The organism is Pedobacter sp. UBA5917 (genome assembly GCF_002432345.1).
Taxonomy (GTDB): Bacteria; Bacteroidota; Bacteroidia; order Sphingobacteriales; family Sphingobacteriaceae; genus Pedobacter.
In genome coordinates this window covers 1-17,732 of sequence record NZ_DJDT01000269.1, presented here as the reverse complement: position 1 = coordinate 17,732, position 17,732 = coordinate 1, and the positions used below count along the sequence as shown (strand labels likewise).

Here is a 17,732-nt window from a genome sequence, read left to right as displayed (position 1 = left end):
ATTATCAGGGACCGGCCTGGTATCGTACACAGCTTAAAATCGAGAATCCTTACCAAAACGGAAGGACTATTTTGCATTTTGAAGGAGCTGGTCAAAAAACAGAAGTTTACGTATACACAACTAAAGTAGGTACGCATGTTGGCGGTTACGACGAATGGACAGTTGATATTACCGATGCTGTAGCGGCTTTCAAAAAAACGGATATCTACCAAAAACAGTTTAAAGGAAAAGTACCGGTTTCAGTAAGGACCGATAATTCTAGAGATCTCGAAATGATCCCTTCCGATCTCTCTGATTTTAATATTTATGGGGGCATTTACCGTTACCTTAACCTGGTTTATGCGCCATCACTTTCGGTTGATAAGCTATTTGCCAAGGCTGAAGTAGATGCGCAGGGCAAATTGGGTAAATTAAGCGTTAAAACACGTTTATATAATCCATCGGGCATTAACGAAGCCATTGTTCAGTTAAAACTGGTTGATGTTGCAGGTAAAATTGTAGCCAAAACAGAGAAAAAACTCAATAATTTAAGTGGTGAGATCGATTTATGGTCTGTAGAGGTAAAGAAACCACAGTTATGGTCAACCGATAAGCCCGTTCAATACACGGTTCAGTACGAAGTAATTGCTTCAACCGGAAATTATAAAGGCGAAGAAAAAGTAGGTTTCCGCAATATCGAATTTGTAGAAAAAGGCCCGTTTAATCTCAATGGAAAACGTTTATTATTACGTGGCACGCACCGTCACGAAGACCATGCGGGTGTAGGGGAAGCTATGACAGAAAACATGATCCGCCAGGAAATGCAGATGATGAAAGATATGGGGGTTAATTTTATCCGTTTGGGCCATTATCAGCAATCGCGTATTGTGTTAAACCTTTGCGATAGTTTGGGTATTTTGGTGTGGGAAGAAATTCCATGGTGCCGCGGTGGTTTAGGTGGGGATACTTACAAACAACAGGCAAAAAGAATGCTCACCAACATGGTAGAGCAACATTATAACCACCCATCAATCATTATCTGGGGTTTGGGCAACGAAAACGACTGGCCGGGCGATTTCCCAGAATTTGATAAGGAAAAAATCAGGACTTTTATGAAAGAACTGAACGATCTTTCACATCAATTGGATAAATCGCGTTATACCGCTATCCGCCGATGCGATTTCTGTAGCGATATTGTAGATGTGTATTCGCCATCTATATGGGCCGGTTGGTACCGTGGTGCCTATACCGACTATAAAAAGGCTTCGGAGGATGAGTTTGCAAAGGTTAAACGCTTTTTACACGTAGAATGGGGCGGTGACAGTCATGCATTGCGCCATTCCGAAAATCCGGATAAAGCCTTAAGTAAGATTAAAACCGGTGGCAGTGCCGATGAAAGGGCAGGCGATGCCTCTTTATATGGTGGTGCGGCTAGGATATCGAAAGATGGCGACTGGAGCGAATCGTACATTGCTAATTTAATCGACTGGCATTTAAAAGAACAGGAAACCATGCCTTGGTTAAGTGGAACAGCCTATTGGCCTTTTAAGGATTTTTCTACGGCAATACGTCCGGATAATCCTGTGCCTTATGTAAACCAGAAAGGCGTAGTGGAAAGAGATTTTACCAAAAAGGAATCTTATTATGTTTTCCAATCATACTGGACAGAAAAACCGATGGTCCATATTTACGGACATACCTGGCCGGTACGCTGGGGCGATGAAGGCGAAGAGAAAATGGTTAAAATATATTCGAACTGCAGCGAAGCCGAAATTTTCCTGAATGGTAAAAGTTTTGGAAGTAAAAAACGCAACAGCCAGGATTATCCTGCGGCAGGCCTGCGCTGGAACCTCCCTTTTGTTAAAGGCGAAAACACCGTTAAAGTAATCGCAAAAAAAGGAAAAGAAACCGTAACCGACGAAATTAAATTTACTTACCAAACCGAAAAATGGACCAAGCCAGCTAAACTGGAATTAAAGAAAATCGATCAGCAGGATGATGTGGCCACTGTTGAAGTAAAGCTTTATGATGATAAAGGCGTACAATGTTTAGATGCCATTAACTGGATAACCTTTGGTTTAACAGGTGATGGTAAATTGATTGATAACCAGGGTACTTCATCAGGATCGCGAAAAGTGCAGACTTACAACGGAAGAGCCATTATTAAGGTGAGATTAAATAAAGGGCAGAGTGCAGTATCCGTAAGCTCAGAAGGTTTAAAAACAGTTTTTACAACATTATAACATCCTAACCAAGAAAAATATAAGCCAATGAAAAAAATCATCCCTTATGCATTATCAGTGCTGCTCTGTTTTACCGGAACAGCCTTTGCTTCCCTGAAAGACAATCCGAAAGGAACGGATTTAAAAAAACAGGCCGAAGCAGTATTAAAAAAACAGATTTTAGCCGAGGCAGCCTGGGCCATGCAACAGAAACCAATTACCGTTACTGCTTCGTCTTCGCCAAGAAGTGCGGGTGGAAAACACGATTTCTTTTCCGAAGCCGATTATTTCTGGCCTGATCCGCAAAACCCCGATGGCCCTTATATCAACAGAGACGGATTAACCAATCCTGATAACTTTTTGGATCACCGTAAAGCCATGGTACGTTTCAGTAAAATTATCGGTGCTTTAGCTTCGGCTTACAAAATTACCGGCGACGAAAAATATGTGAAAGAAGCTGTTAAACATTTTCAGGCCTGGTTTATCAATTCAGAAACGCTGATGAACCCCAATTTACTATTTGCGCAGGCTGTAAAAGGAAAATTTACCGGTCGTAACTACGGTATTATAGATACCATCCATTTAATGGAAGTGGCTCAGGGCGCATTTGTGATGCAAAAAGCCAAAGCTTTTGATCCTGAAACTGCAAAAGGCGTTAAAAAATGGTTTGCCGATTATACTTTATGGTTAAATACAAGTAAACCGGGTATACAAGAAAAAACCGTTAAAAACAACCACGCAACTTGTTGGGCCATGCAGGTGGCTTCGTTTGCCAAACTTTGCGGCGACGAAAACATGCTCGATTCATTACGTGCCAGTTATAAAACCATTCTTCTGCCAAATCAAATGGGCGCTGACGGTAGTTTCCCATTAGAAGCAGCACGTACAAAACCTTATGGTTATTCGATTTTTAATCTTGATGCCATGACCATGCTCTGCCAGATATTATCTACTCCAAAAGATAACCTTTGGAATTTTGAGACCACTGATGGTAAATCGATTAAAAAAGGGATCACTTATCTTTATCCGTTTATTGCCGATAAAAGCAAATGGACTTTACCGCCCGATGTAATGTACTGGGAAAACTGGCCTGTTGCACAGCCGTTTTTATTGTTTGGCGCAGTAGAGTTTAAACAGACAAACTGGTACCAAACCTGGGCAAAATTAGACCACAAACCACAAGTAGAAGAAGTAATTAGAAATTTACCTATCCGTAACCCAATAATCTGGTTATAACATGAACATAAAACTAACCATAACAGCATTAAGTATGCTGTCTTTCAGTGTAGTAAAAGCACAACAAGTAAATGTAGCAAAAGCCTTTGCATCGGCGGCAAAACAAACCGATGTACTGATCAAAAATGTAGATTCGGCCAGAAAAGTAAAGCCAAACCTGGTTTCACCGCGTACCGTAGAAAACGGGCAGTTTAAAATGGTGATATCCAAGGATTGGACCAGCGGATTTTTTCCGGCAGAACTCTGGTATTTCTATCAGTATACCAAGGATAAAAAATGGCTTGAGCTGGCTAAAAAATATACTGAAGACATCAAAAAAGAGCAATTTAACAAAGGAACGCACGATCTGGGTTTTATGATCTATTGTCCTTTCGGTAACGGATACCGTTTAACCAACGATCCGGCTTATAAAGCAGTAATTATCCAGGCGGCAAAATCATTGTCAACCAGGTTTAATGCAACAGCAGGTGTAATCAAATCATGGGACCATAACGGCGATAAATGGAAATATCCGGTAATTATCGACAACATGATGAACCTTGAACTGTTATTCGAAACCACAAAATTAACAGGCGATTCATCTTTTTATAAAATTGCGGTAAAACACGCCAATACCACACTGAAAAATCATTTCAGACCTGATTTTAGCTCTTACCATGTGATCGATTACGATACTTTAACAGGAAACGTACGCCAGAAAGTAACTGCACAGGGTTATGCAAACGAATCGGCATGGGCACGTGGACAGGCATGGGCACTGTATGGCTACACCATGTGTTACCGCGAAACCAAAAACAAAGGTTATCTGGCTCAGGCTGATGGTATTGCAGGTTTTATCTTGAACAGTAAAATTACCCCGGCAGATGGTATTCCATATTGGGATTATAACGATCCTAAAATCCCTGATGTATCCCGTGATGCTTCTGCTGCTTCAATTACTGCATCTGCACTTTACGAACTGGCAAAATATAGCCCTGCCAACAGTAAAAAATACAAAGCAGCGGCCGATAAAATTCTATATTCTTTAAGCACAAAATATACCAGCAAACCGGGGGCAAACTATGGCTTTATTCTAGAGCACAGCACAGGACACCGTCCGGCCAAATCTGAAATTGATGTGCCGATTAACTATGCAGATTATTATTACCTGGAAGCTTTGTTGAGAAGTAAAAAATAAAAATTTCGGATTTAAATGACTGTATTTGCTTAAATGATAACAGGTTATAAAGGGATGCCTTAAAACATGCTGAAATTGACCTGTTAAATTTGAGATTTTATGGCCCGGATAAAACGATTTATTCGCAAATTGGGCCGCAAATAATATAAAAACAGCTTTACAAGGCTAAATCAAATAAATAATATTGTAATGAAACAAAATTTGAGCATCCTATTGGTTTTGGCAACTGCATTTACTGCGGCTGCACAGAACAAAAAGGCGGTTAAACCCGTACAAACCTATACCGTTGCCAATAAAAAGGTAACGGTTTATACCACTGCCGAAAAATCAGAATACCGCATCAGCAAAACCGAAACCTTAAATTTTGTTGAGAATAAACAACCTTTTGAAACAGAGCCATGTATCTTTGTAGATCCAACGGTTAAATATCAAACTTTGGTTGGGATCGGTGGTGCGTTAACCGATGCTTCGGCCGAAACATTTGCCAAGCTATCAAAAAAGAACCAGCAGGAACTTTTAACTGCTTATTATAGCCAGGATAAAGGCATCGGCTATACTTTGGCACGTACCAATATTGCCAGCTGCGATTTCTCGAGTGGGAGTTACACTTATGTTCAGGATAACGACAAAGACCTTAAAACCTTTAGCGTGGCACACGATGAGGAATTTAAAATTCCTTTGATCAAACAGGCCACTGCAGCTGCTGGTGGTAAACTGCCTTTATTTGTGAGTCCTTGGTCGCCACCGGCATGGATGAAAGATAACAACAGTTTGGTTCAGGGCGGACATTTATTACCTGCCTTCCGTCAGAGCTGGGCCAACCACTATGTGAAATTTATCAAAACTTACGAAGCCATGGGTATTCCAATCTGGGGTTTAAGTGTACAGAACGAGCCAATGGCTAAACAAAAATGGGAATCGTGCATCTTTACAGCTGAAGAAGAACGCGATTTTATTAAAAATTTCTTAGGTCCAACTTTGCAGAAATCAGGTCTTTCTTCGAAGAAACTAATTGCCTGGGACCATAACCGCGATCAGATTTTCCAAAGGGCAACCACCATTTTAAATGATAAAGATGCCGCTAAATATGTGTGGGGCATTGGTTACCACTGGTACGAAACGTGGACAGGTAGCGGTATGCAGTTTGGTAACGTTAAACAAACACACGAAGCTTATCCGGATAAAGCCCTGATTTTTACCGAAGGCTGCAAGGAAAAATATGATGTAAATAAACTCGACGACTGGACCTTGGGCGAGCGTTATGGTTACTCAATGATCAACGATTTTAACGCAGGTACAGCAGCATGGACAGACTGGAATATCCTTTTAGATGAAAAAGGCGGGCCAAACCACGTGGGTAATTTATGTTTTGCCCCGGTACATGCCGATACCAAAAATGATAAACTGATTTATACCAATGCTTATTACTACATGGGCCATTTCTCTAAATTCATCCGTCCGGGTGCTAAAAGGATCGGTGCTGCATCTAGTCGCGATAAACTGCAATCAACTGCTTTCTTAAATACCGATGGTAAATTGGTGGTCGTGGTAATGAACCAATCAGATGACAAATTAAAATACAGTTTATGGATTAAAGGCGAAGCTGCAACAACAACCAGCTTGCCACACTCTATAACAACATTGGTAGTAGAATAACTTAAATTAACTAAACAAATGATAAAGGAAGTAGAAAGCCTATTTTCGCTAAAAAACAAAGTTGTAGTGGTTACGGGTGCTACAGGAGTTTTAGGAGAGGCTTTTGTTAACGGATTGTGCGCTGCAGGCGCTACAATTATTGTAATTGGAAGAAACGAAGAAGTAGCCAGGCAAAGGGCTGCCGATGTAACCAATGCCGGTGGCGAAGCCATTTATATTATTGCCGATGTACTGAACGAACAGGATCTTATCGATGCAAATGCAACCATTATAGCTAAATTCGGACGTATTGATGCACTGGTAAATGCTGCCGGTGGTAATGTGGCCGAGGCTGTGATCCAACCGGGAAGCGATGTTTTCGAACTCAATGTTCCTGCATTAAAACAGGCTTTCGATCTTAACCTTTTCGGCACCATTATGCCAACACAGGTTTTTGGTAAAGAAATCGCGAAAAACGGTGGTAGTATCGTTAATATATCCTCTGTTTCGGCTACACAGGCTTTAACCAGGGTTTTAGGCTACTCATTGGCAAAATCTTCGATCGACAGTTATACCAAATGGATGGCTGTTGAACTGGCTAACCGCTATCAGGACAAAATCAGGATGAATGCCATTGTACCCGGTTTTTTTATCACCAACCAGAACAGGGCATTGCTAACCAACGAAGATGGATCGTTAACCGCACGCGGACAGGCGATTATTTCAAAAACGCCATTTAAACGTTTCGGGGATCCTGAAGAATTAATCGGCGCATTGGTATATTTGCTTAGCGACGCCTCTAAATTTGTAAACGGCGAAAATATTAAAGTTGATGGTGGATTTACCGCATTTTCGGGAGTATAATTAAAAGTCCATCTGTGTAATCATATAATCAGTGTAATCATATATAATGAAGAAGTTAGAACAAACCTGGCGTTGGTACGGTCCAAACGATCCGGTAAGCTTACAAGACGTTAAACAGGCCGGTGCTACAGGTATCGTAACCGCCTTGCACCATATTCCACATGGCGAAGTATGGCCTTTGGAAGATATTAAAGAAAGAAAAGCAATTATTGAAGCATCAGGATTAACCTGGTCGGTGGTGGAGAGTGTGCCTGTACACGAGGCGATTAAAACACGCAGGGCAGATGTTGATCAATATATCGAGAATTATAAAACCTCTTTGCGTAACCTATCTGCCTGTGGAATCAAGATTGTATGCTACAATTTTATGCCGGTACTCGATTGGACACGTACGCAACTGGATCTTGAAATGACCGATGGATCTAAAGCACTTTATTTTAACTGGATCGATCTGGCCATCTTTGATATCTATATCCTGAAAAGGGAAGGTGCCGAAGCTGATTATTCGGATTCGATCTTAAAAAGAGCGAAAGATAAACATGTTACTTTATCAGAGCAGGACCTGGTTGATCTTCGCATCAACGTATTGATGGGCATTCCGAACGAAAAAGAAATCGAACTCGAAACCTTACGCGCCAGTATTAACGAATACAAAGCCATTGGTACCCAGGGTTTGAAAGAGAATTTAAAGTATTTCCTTTCTTCAATTGCTGATGTATGTACCGAAGAAGGCATTAAAATGACCATTCACCCAGATGATCCGCCTTATGCGATTTTGGGTTTACCACGTATTGCGAGTACTTTAGAAGATTTTAACTACATCATTAAAGAAGTAGATCAGGCTTTCAATGGCGTTTGTTTCTGTACAGGCTCATTAGGCGCCGGAATGGGTAATAATGCCTTAGAGATCTTTAATGCAGTTAAAGAGCGTGTTTATTTTGCGCACTTACGTAATGTAAAGAAAGATGATGACGGCAGTTTCTACGAAGCAGACCATTTAGGTGGCGATGTAAATATGTACGAAATCATGAAAGCCATAACCGAAGAGAATGCTTTACGTGATAAATCGATTCCTTTCCGTCCGGATCATGGTCACCAGATGCTGGATGACTTGGCGAAAGTAACCAATCCGGGTTATTCTGCCATTGGCAGGTTACGCGGTTTAGCCGAACTAAGGGGGTTAGAAATAGGGGTAACCGGAAATTATTAACAGGATCTGTCATCCTGAGCGTAGTCGAAGGATCTTTTCTCTGCGCTAATTCAGAGAAGTCAAGTTTTAAAACTTGACTTCTCTTTTTATAGATCTCTCCACTACTGTCGAGATGACGATTTTTATTGAAGCTGTCACCCTTCGATTCATCATCCTGAACTTGTTTCAGGATCTTTAGGGAAAATTTAACGTTAACGCGTAAACCCTCAAGAAATACCGTCATTTTGAGCGGAACATAGCGAAGTCGAGAACCACGTATTGCTCAGCGAAGCTAAATCTATCTCAAGATAGATCTCTCCCTGCCCGATGCAGGCGGGCGCTCCATTGCATTTCGGTCGAGATGACGTCTTTTTGTTGCGCTGTGTTATCGGTGCCTCTTCTCCACGATCTCTGTGGTTAAACCTCAAAAGCCATAATTTTACATTACCTTTGATTTATGGCTTAAAATTTGAGTCCTCTTAATCATGGAAAATAACGATCATCCCAAAAAAACAATACTGAAACCATCTGTTATACACGATGATTTACCAGAGGTTAAAAAGCCGGAGCATTTAAGGAAAGCGCCAGCCAACCATGATGACGCATTGCCCGAAAACCCCGAAAGAAATTACCATCACGATGAATTAAAAAGTGCTACTTCAAGTCATGATGAAATTAGCCACGCCGATGATGATATCTGGAACGGGGAGGACGCTTGATTTAATACATACAGTCACCCTGATCCGATAGCTATCAGATTCAGTTCAGGGTCTGTTAAATCTGTAAATAACAAGACTCGACTCAGATTTTAAATGCATAATCTTTAGAAAAAGTCGTTTTTTAACAAATTATTTTCTTTAAAACCAATTTTAATTGCTTCGTTCTGAAATACTTATTTCAAATAAGAAAAGTAGCCTCCAAATAGTTTAAAATATATTTTTACATATTAAATAGAACTTCTATATTTGCAGCTCATTAAAAAATGGGCCTCGGTAGCTCAGTTGGATAGAGCAACGGTTTTCTAAACCGTGGGTCAGGGGTTCGAATCCCTTCCGGGGTACTTAAAGGCGTTTTTGCTGAAAAATCTAAGGGTTGTTCGATTTCGAGCAGCCCTTTTTTGTTGATATCCAATATGTTACCCTCAAACGCTTGGTTGATATATGGTGTTCTAAACTTGCCGTCAAAGTAATAGAGTTCATCTTTGAACACCCCTCTTACAATCGTGTGTTTCTGGAATACGTTGCATTTCTCGTAAATGTTAAAGAGGCTCTTTAGTTCTGATAAAACTCCGAAAACGTTATCATCTTCCATTTGCGGGCTTGATTTTGGATTAAGTTTAGCTTCCAGTTCCGACTTTTCAGCTTTAAGTTTTTTAAACCAGGTCTGATAAGTTGATGCTTCAATCTGATTACTCAAAAAGCGGTCTTCAAGTCCTTCAATCTTTTTGTTCAATCGTTTTAGCTCAGAAGTAAGCTCAATTATTTTTTCCTTTTTATTTTTTAAGGGCTGAACCATCATTGCTTCAGTACCTTTGCCAAGAACCCATAGCTGATCCTGATCGAAACTTAAGGATTCTATTAATTTATTAAACTGGTCATGAAGTGGCTCACCCGGTAAATTCACATTAGTGTGTTCAAGGCATCTGTAGTAAAGATAGTATTGGCGTTTGCCTTTAGACCAGCCAGCTGTCATACTTTTCCCGCACCAGCATTTCAGTACCCCTCTCAGAGGAAATTCTTCGTCTGTCCGGATTTTTGTTTTTCGTTTATTAGCAAGCATTCCCTGTACAATCCAATATTCATTTTCCGATATTATCGGATCGTGATTGCCCTTAACAAACTTCTCTGGCATTTCCTTAAAAGCCGGAATTCTGATAAGCCCGGCATAAGTACTGTTTTGAAGGATTTTGTGGATCGCACTATTCCCTGTTAGCTTAAATCCCATCGTTTTTACATTTTTGTAAATGACATATGGAGGTACACCCAATAGATAATCATGGAAAATCTTTTTTATCATTGGTGATTTTTTGGGATCGATTTCAATCAGGTTTTTTTTAGAGCCGTCAACAATGTTTTTGTATCCAATAGGAGCTCTTCCCAAATAACGTCCCTGCTCTCTGGCATTTCTTATCCCTTGCCTGGTACGGCTGCGGATTGTAAATAATTCCTTATTTGCGATCATGTAATCAAACGCACGTTTCATGAAAACATCAGGATCGGAAGTGTCCAGGTCGATCCGTTCGTTGGTAGATAATACTTTAACTCCGAAGTTTTTCTCCAGCTCGGCTATTTTCATCAATGCTTCAGGCAGATTCCGACTGAACCTGTCGTGATCCAGAACGATTAGATAATCACAATCTCCTTTAAATTTTTTAAGAAAACGCTCCAGTGCGAGATAATCTGGCCTGTCAAAAGTATCACTTGCCTCTCCGTTATCCTTAAAAAGTTCAATAAGGTCAAGCCTGTTTCTTTCGCAATAATAACGGATTGTGGATTCCTGATATTCCAGGGATTTTGACTGGTCCCTGGAGCTTAGTCTCATGTAGCCAATAGCTTTCATAGTTCCTCTTTTGTAATGATTTCAACAATGATCTGTACTAATAAAGATAGCAAAATTTGCTCGTTTTTGCTAAATTTCCGAGGTGCATTTGCAAATATTTTTGTCATTTCAACCGGAATGAATGATGTTTTGTACTGATCTATAGCCATTTCTTTTCTTCCCGCTTTAGCTGTCTTTTTACCCTGCATGATGATCCCCGTTTTCATAAAAATCGTTAGCTCAGGCACAATATTTGAGTAAATAAAGGGCAGAAACCTAGATCATTTATTTACCAGGATGCATAGGAATTTCAGTAAACCTTGGAAAGAAATAATTTAGATAATATACCTTTTGCAAGATCAGAGAATTTCGCCGGAACTGACCAATTTAACAAAGTGGCTAAATTGGATTAACAGGACTGATATTGCAAGTATTACAAAAATGCAAATGTCAGATTGATGATGGCATGAGAGGTTTAAAGGAGAACTTATAAAGCCAGAAAGAAACTTACGTTCTATAGTGCTGGATAGGTAATGCTAATCTACATCTGGTTTTGAAAGAGATATTACCCAAAAGTTTCAAAATATTGGTTCCGGCCCATTATGGGCCAACATTCATTTCATCAGCGTAGATCTTCTGGATTTATTTTAATTCCGTACTCACCATCTCCAACACGCTTAGATAAGTCTTTTAATGTTTTAACCCTTTTCTCTATAGAAGCAGTTTCAGATTTCAGTTCTTCTTCCAGGCGGAGCCTATCCTCATAATTCCTGACGGTTCTATTGTAGAAATAAATTGTGCTACCCATTGATATCAGGAAAGCAACGACTATTGAAGTTAATGAAAAAATTCCGTACAGATTGAGGGTTGATAGCCTTATTGCCAGTAATGTATCTTCCCGGTTTTCCATACGTGTAATGATTACCCGGGTGCGGTCCATATAAGATTTACCCAGCAACAGTATATCTAATGATATTGTTCCTCCGGATCTTTTTTGATCTATGGTTGTCCTTAGAAGATCAAATTTGGCATCGATCATTTCTTTCAGCCCTTTGAATTCACTTTGTTGGGCCGTATTGTCCTGTGTTAGTACTCTAACCGTATCAAAGGCTGATTTTACCAGCTTTTCCGCACCGTTATATGGCTCCAGAAATTTTTCGTTACCGGTTAACAGAAAACCACGTTGTCCTGTTTCGGCGTCTTTCATAGATGAAATCACCATCTCTAATTTTTGCTTTACGGTATTGGTATGGTCTACCCAGCGTTCACTTGCAAAAAATTGCTGCACCGAAAACCAGGAAAGTGCTGAGGTTACAAGAGTTAAAAATACAGATACAATAAAGCCAGCTGAGGGGCGGTTAATAAAGGATGTTTTCATGGGGGACTACTTTTTGCGAATTTACTTTTTTTCGATCTAAATGGTAAACCGCACACCGATACCGTATTTATACTGGCAATTTTCTGGTTCGCCCGAAGACTTAATTTTATTTAATATCTGCATTGGTTCGATATCCGTTTTCTGATAGATAGTTGACCCGGTGTGAACTTAGGGTATTCGAACCGGGGAGGACAGCGGATGATAAATCCGGGTAGTACCCAAATATTACCCAGACAATAGATCCCGCGACACCACCTTTGCTAATAAGAAATATGTCGGAGGAAAACCGGTCAATGTGTGGAATGGATATGGCAAAGGAAAAAGTAATAACAGATGCCCACCAATTATATAAGCCGAAAAGAAAGGTGCCGCCAAAGGGAATGCACATGCGGCTTAAAATCAGGAAACTGTTAGGCTCATTTCCAGAGGTTGCAAAGCGAGGTGATCGACATTAGAAAACTGATGTCCATGGAAGGATTCTGCCCGCCCGTGCGCGCAGCAAGAGGGATTTTTGTAGACAAAAACCTCTTGCCGTCCTTACGGCCGGGGAACCGCTGCGGGACTTGCGGTTCCAGAAAACGATAAAAATTTTTAAAGATGCCAAGACCCAAATCACAAAATAGTGAAAACCTGCTTTGCCATGTCCTGCGGATCAGAATTGATCGGGTTACACTCCAAAAGCTCCAGAAGATCGTCAGGGATAGCGACTGCAGAAACCCCTGTGCAGCGGCCAGAAAGATCATTACAGGCGAACGCATAAATGTTTTTTACCGGGATGACCGTATGACCGGGGTGATGGAAGAGCTTGCACTCATCCGCCGTGAGATCAGGGCGATCGGCATCAATATCAACCAACAGACGCATTATTTCCATACAACCGCAAATCCAAACGAAAAGTGGTTTTATGTTAACCGGACAATGGCCCACTACAAATCGATAGAAGATAAGATAGATGGTCTATTGGTGATTGTAAATCAACTTTCCATAAAATGGTTACAAGGATCGTGAGCGGAAAGAAAATCAGTGGTGCTGTGCACTATAATGAAGATAAGGTCAAACTGGGTGAGGCAGTTCTGCTATTTGCAAACTGTTTTGCAGCAGATCCGACGGACCTGACGCCCAGATGAAGATCAACAGGTTTACCCGTCTGACCAGGCTGAATGCCAAGGTGAAAACAAATACGCTGCATATCAGCCTGAACTTCCATAAGAATGATAAACTTGATGCCGAAAAGCTTGTAGAGATTGTCAGGGCTTATATGGAAGGTCTAGGTTTCCGTGACCAGCCTTATCTGGCCTACAGGCATTTTGATGCGCATCATCCCCATATCCATCTGGTCACCACAAACATCCAACGCAATGGGGAGCGGATCGACATCCATGGCATTGGTTACAAACGGTCAGAGCCGGTGCGCAAACAGATCGAACAACAGTTTGGCCTGACGGTGGCGGAAGGCCGGAAGGAGACGGGACTGAGACCGGATAAAATCCTGGAGCCAAAAACGCTCGAATACGGAGAGAAAGAGACCCGGAAATCCCTTTCCAGATTGGTGCAGGCAGTAAGGAGCCGGTATCTCTACGGGAACCTTTCAGAGTTCAATACGATATTAAAACAGTTTAACGCCATTGCGCTGCCTGGACCTGAGGGTTCAAAAATGCAGCTGCATAAGGGGCTTTTATTTGCTGTACTTGATGAAAGCGGGAAGCAGATAGGCGTGCCGATCAAAGCCAGCCTGTTATCCGGAAAGCCAATTTTGAAAAACCTCGAGCAGGACTTCAGCAGCAAACAATCCTTAAAGGCTGCTCATAAAGCCGAATTAAAAGAAAGGGTAAATAGCCTGCTTTCGGCAGGAACGCCTACAATGAAGGACTTTCAGGCATCCCTTTCTGTGCTCAATATAGACCTGGTCCAAAGCCATGCTACAGACCGCAGGATATTCGGCCTGACCTACATCGATCACGATAACCGTGTGATCTTTAAGGGCAGTGAACTGGGCAAAAATTACAGTGCGGCCGGAATAGCCGCCAGGTTAAAACCCGCCCTCGATCCCGGTCAAAATCGGGGAGAGGAAAATAGAGGGACTATAATAGTTGATCAGCAGTTAAATGGGGAGAGCAAAGGACTGGATATCGGATTTTTATATGAACAGGCACCTATCCAGGGCATAAGTCCATTGGTTAAAAAGAAGAAGAAAAAGAAACGCTTTATGGGAAGGGGACAACAGAGATGAACACAGGGGAAGATACCGGTGGTCTGAGAAAAATTATAGATATGACCAGGTGGATCAGTCTTTTCATCCTGGGACTACATTTCTACCTTGCCTGTTATGCCACTTTCAGGGACATGGGACTGCATGCCGGTTTTATTGATAGGATATTGTACGGGATAGCCAAAACTACCCTGTTCAAGGGTTTCTTTATACCCAAAGCTGCCAGCATGCTATTTCTGCTGATCTCCATACTGGGCGGTAAAGGCGGCAAGAATGAAAAAATCACATTTAAACCGCTTGTGGTAATGTTTTGCACAGGCCTTTCCCTGTTTTTTATAAGTGTATTGTTTTTGTATATGGTGGAATACCGGACCATTAAAAGTATCTGTTACATCGGTGGGAGTCTGGCCGGATATTTAATGATGGTCTCCAGCGGTGCAAAAATTTCACGTATCGTAAAGCAGGGCCTGCAAGGGGACATATTTAACCACGATAATGAAGCATTCCCGCAGGAGGAGCGCTTGCTGGAGAATGAATATTCGGTCAACCTCCCTGCAGTTTACCATTACCGTGGAAAACCCAGAAAGAGCTGGATCAACCTGGTCAATATGTTCAGGGGGCTGCTTGTTGTCGGCACACCCGGAGCCGGTAAAAGTTATTTTGTTATCCGGCACATCATTTCCCAGCATATCAAAAAAGGATTTAGCATGTTCATCTATGACTTTAAATATGATGACCTCAGTCGCATTGCCTGGAATATGCTCAAAAAATATGCTAAGGAGTATCTGGTCATGCCGAAATTTTTCGTAATCAATTTTGACAGGCCCTTGCACCGCTGTAACCCGCTTGAGCCTGCCGCCATGCACGATATTACAGATGCGACCGAAGCCAGCAGAACGATAATGCTGGGGCTGAACCGTGAGTGGATTAAAAAACAGGGGGATTTTTTTGTGGAAAGCCCCATCAATTTTTTGACTGCCATTATCTGGTACCTGCGCAAGTACCAGGGAGGCCGCTATTGTACCTTACCGCACGTGATCGAACTCATGCAGGCCGAATACGACGAACTCTTCACCGCTTTGGCTAGAGAGGAAGAGATCAAGGTACTCATCAACCCGTTTATTTCGGCATGGCAGAACCAGGCTGTCCAGCAGCTGGAAGGGCAGATTGCAGGCGCAAAGATAGCCCTGGCGAGGCTTTCCAGTCCAAAACTCTACTATGTATTGAGCGGCAATGATTTTACGCTCGACCTGAATAACCCCAGATCGCCCAAGATCATTTGTGTGGGCAACAATCCACAGAAGGTACAGGTTTATGGCGCGATTTTATCCCTGTATGTTTCAAGGATGATCAAACTCGTCAACCAGAAGGGAAAGCTTAAAAGCAGTTTGATTTTTGATGAATTTCCGACGATCTACTTTTCAGGAATAGATAGCCTTATTGCCACGGCACGGAGCAATAAAGTGGCTACAACATTGGCCATCCAGGATTTCAGCCAGCTAAAAAAGGATTACGGCGCCGAACAGGCTGAGGTGATCACAGGGATCGTTGGCAATATTATCAGCGGACAGGTTACCGGGGATACCGCGAAAAAACTGAGTGAGACTTTTGGAAAGATCATGCAGGACCGGCAGAGCAAAAGCATCAATAGCAGCGATGTGTCCATCAGCAAATCAAATCAGCTGGAAATGGCCATTCCGGCTTCCCGGATCGCATCACTCTCGTCCGGAAGTTTTGTCGGGATTGTTGCGGACAATCCCGAGGAAAAGATCGCGCTTAAAATGTTCCACTCCGAGATACAAAATGATCACCGTGCAATGGCGCAAGAGGAGGAAGGCTTTGAGGATATTCCCGAAATCTCACCGGTCAGCGAAAATGATATCATGGCAAACTATCACCGGATCAAATCGGAGGTCGCCCAGATCATTGCCACCGAGGGCGTGATCAACAGACCGGATGAAATGCCCGTAGGTAGAAAGAAAAAAGCTGGAAAAAAGAAAGGGCAGGAAAGACCAAACGGAAGGGTAATTTCCACATGAATAGCCAGCATGGATGCGGTATTATTCTGTTTGATGGATACAGTGGTAATGTATGCAGAATTTTATTTCCTATCAGTGTTTGAATTCCATCCGATTTACTTTTTTAATGCCTGGTATTGGCGGTTAATCATGGTCTTTTGATCTTTATGCCGATCAAATAAGCCATGGGTACCACCGGTGGCACCCGAAACCACAATGAACAAAACAAAGGGCATGAAGTCCCTAAGAATCGAAGTTTCCTACACTACCCGTGAATACCATTCGCTGAACCTGTATTTCAGTGACCTTTCCAGGATCGATCTGCTGGATGAACAGGAAGAGGTGATACTATGTAAAAAAGTAAGAGAAGGGGATATGTCTGCTCTGGACCGGTTGGTCAGGGGAAACCTGCGTTTTGTGGTTTCCTGTGCAAAGAAATACGAGCAGAACGGACTGCCCCTGGGTGATCTGATCAGTGAAGGGAACCTGGGGCTGATCACTGCGGCCAAAAAGTTCGACGAGACGCTTGGCTTCAAATTTATTACTTATGCCGTTTTTTGGATCCGGCAGGCTATTTTGCTGGCCCTGGGTGAACATTCACGAATGATGCGCCTGCCGATGAACCAGGTGCGCAACATCACTGTTGCCCAGCAGCAGATGGGCATACTCGAGCAGCAGTTGGAGCGGACAGCCACAATGGATGAACTGGCAGAAGCAGTCGGGATTCCGGTGGGCCAGATGGCAGAACAGCTCCAGCTTGACCGCCAGCCGTTATCCCTGTACCAACCACAGGGCTATGAAGCCGGCCAGAGGGAGCTGGTAGACCTTGTTGCGGACGATGGACTTTTGCCTTCGGACCACCTGGTGCTGGGCAGCGATAAGCAGCTGTTTATCGGTAGCCTGCTTTCGGCCCTGACCGCAAGGGAACGGGGTATTATCGAAGGCCTTTACGGGATTAACTGCCCGCTGGAATCCAGTTACCAATCAATTGCGGACCAGTGGTTGCTGACCCCTGCCAGGATCAAGCAGATCGAAGAAGTGGCGATCCGTAAACTCAAAACCCTGGTGAAAGGGAAAAGGAATGCCTATGGCTGAAGAGTGTAGGACAACTTCTTTAACCTATATTCTGCCGGTACTGCTTTTTGGCTGGTGTGTGCTGCTTGCGGTCCGCGGTCCGTTTTTTTGGAGAAAAGGATGCGGGAAAATATCCCATGGGGAAAGGAGAAAAATGAAATTAAAGATAGAAATACTTGGACTGAAGCTATGCTACCTATGGGAGCGGTTCAG

At 42.4% G+C, this 17,732-nt stretch carries 13 protein-coding genes, 1 tRNA gene and 1 pseudogene; 12 read left to right on the top strand and 3 right to left on the bottom strand.

Features of this window, described 5'->3' with window-relative positions:
* The 8 genes from B2V92_RS18325 to B2V92_RS18290 form a co-directional block, all read left to right on the top strand.
* On the top strand, positions 1-2,222 hold a 2,222-nt coding region (locus B2V92_RS18325), incomplete at its 5' end, for a glycoside hydrolase family 2 TIM barrel-domain containing protein (protein ID WP_293310889.1).
* A gap of 27 nt (positions 2,223-2,249) precedes the next feature.
* On the top strand, positions 2,250-3,437 hold the full coding sequence (locus B2V92_RS18320; protein WP_293310887.1) for an alginate lyase family protein: 1,188 nt from the start codon (positions 2,250-2,252) through the stop codon (positions 3,435-3,437).
* Position 3,438: 1 nt separating this feature from the next.
* Positions 3,439-4,614: a glycoside hydrolase family 88 protein gene (locus tag B2V92_RS18315; protein ID WP_293310885.1), complete on the top strand. Its 1,176-nt coding sequence runs from the start codon at positions 3,439-3,441 to the stop codon at positions 4,612-4,614.
* A 189-nt stretch (positions 4,615-4,803) separates the two neighbouring features.
* Positions 4,804-6,270, top strand: a complete 1,467-nt coding sequence (locus B2V92_RS18310) for a glycoside hydrolase family 30 protein (RefSeq protein WP_293310883.1) — start codon at positions 4,804-4,806, stop codon at positions 6,268-6,270.
* Between the two features lie 18 nt (positions 6,271-6,288).
* Positions 6,289-7,113, top strand: a complete 825-nt coding sequence (locus B2V92_RS18305; RefSeq protein ID WP_293310881.1) for an SDR family oxidoreductase — start codon at positions 6,289-6,291, stop codon at positions 7,111-7,113.
* A gap of 46 nt (positions 7,114-7,159) precedes the next feature.
* A complete protein-coding gene (gene uxuA, locus B2V92_RS18300) occupies positions 7,160-8,323 on the top strand; it encodes a mannonate dehydratase (protein ID WP_293310879.1) in 1,164 nt (387 codons plus the stop codon).
* 464 nt (positions 8,324-8,787) lie between these two features.
* Positions 8,788-9,021: a hypothetical protein gene (locus B2V92_RS18295; protein WP_293310877.1), complete on the top strand. Its 234-nt coding sequence runs from the start codon at positions 8,788-8,790 to the stop codon at positions 9,019-9,021.
* A gap of 267 nt (positions 9,022-9,288) precedes the next feature.
* Positions 9,289-9,362: transfer RNA gene (locus B2V92_RS18290), tRNA-Arg, on the top strand.
* Between the two features lie 719 nt (positions 9,363-10,081).
* Here B2V92_RS18290 and B2V92_RS26565 read toward each other — a convergent pair.
* The 3 genes and pseudogenes from B2V92_RS26565 to B2V92_RS18280 form a co-directional block, all read right to left on the bottom strand.
* Positions 10,082-10,843: pseudogene (locus B2V92_RS26565) on the bottom strand (recombinase family protein); the annotation flags it as partial.
* Between the two features lie 14 nt (positions 10,844-10,857).
* Positions 10,858-11,088, bottom strand: coding sequence for a hypothetical protein (locus tag B2V92_RS18285; protein WP_293310875.1), 231 nt, complete (start codon positions 11,086-11,088; stop codon positions 10,858-10,860).
* Positions 11,089-11,462: 374 nt separating this feature from the next.
* Positions 11,463-12,218: a CHASE3 domain-containing protein gene (locus tag B2V92_RS18280; protein WP_293310873.1), complete on the bottom strand. Its 756-nt coding sequence runs from the start codon at positions 12,216-12,218 to the stop codon at positions 11,463-11,465.
* Between the two features lie 597 nt (positions 12,219-12,815).
* Between B2V92_RS18280 and B2V92_RS18275 the strand changes: the two genes are divergently transcribed.
* From B2V92_RS18275 to B2V92_RS18260, 4 genes are all read left to right on the top strand, one after another.
* Positions 12,816-13,226, top strand: coding sequence for a mobilization protein (locus B2V92_RS18275; protein WP_293310871.1), 411 nt, complete (start codon positions 12,816-12,818; stop codon positions 13,224-13,226).
* 115 nt (positions 13,227-13,341) lie between these two features.
* Complete coding sequence (locus tag B2V92_RS18270) at positions 13,342-14,448, top strand: relaxase/mobilization nuclease domain-containing protein (RefSeq protein ID WP_293310869.1); 1,107 nt, start codon at positions 13,342-13,344, stop codon at positions 14,446-14,448.
* Positions 14,445-16,466, top strand: coding sequence for a conjugal transfer protein MobC (gene mobC, locus B2V92_RS18265; RefSeq protein WP_293310867.1), 2,022 nt, complete (start codon positions 14,445-14,447; stop codon positions 16,464-16,466). Before B2V92_RS18270 ends, mobC begins: the two co-directional genes overlap by 4 nt.
* A 195-nt stretch (positions 16,467-16,661) precedes the next feature.
* Positions 16,662-17,540 (top strand): sigma-70 family RNA polymerase sigma factor, encoded by an 879-nt coding sequence (locus B2V92_RS18260; protein WP_293310865.1) that lies wholly within the window; start codon positions 16,662-16,664, stop codon positions 17,538-17,540.
* Positions 17,541-17,732 lie beyond the last annotated feature (192 nt).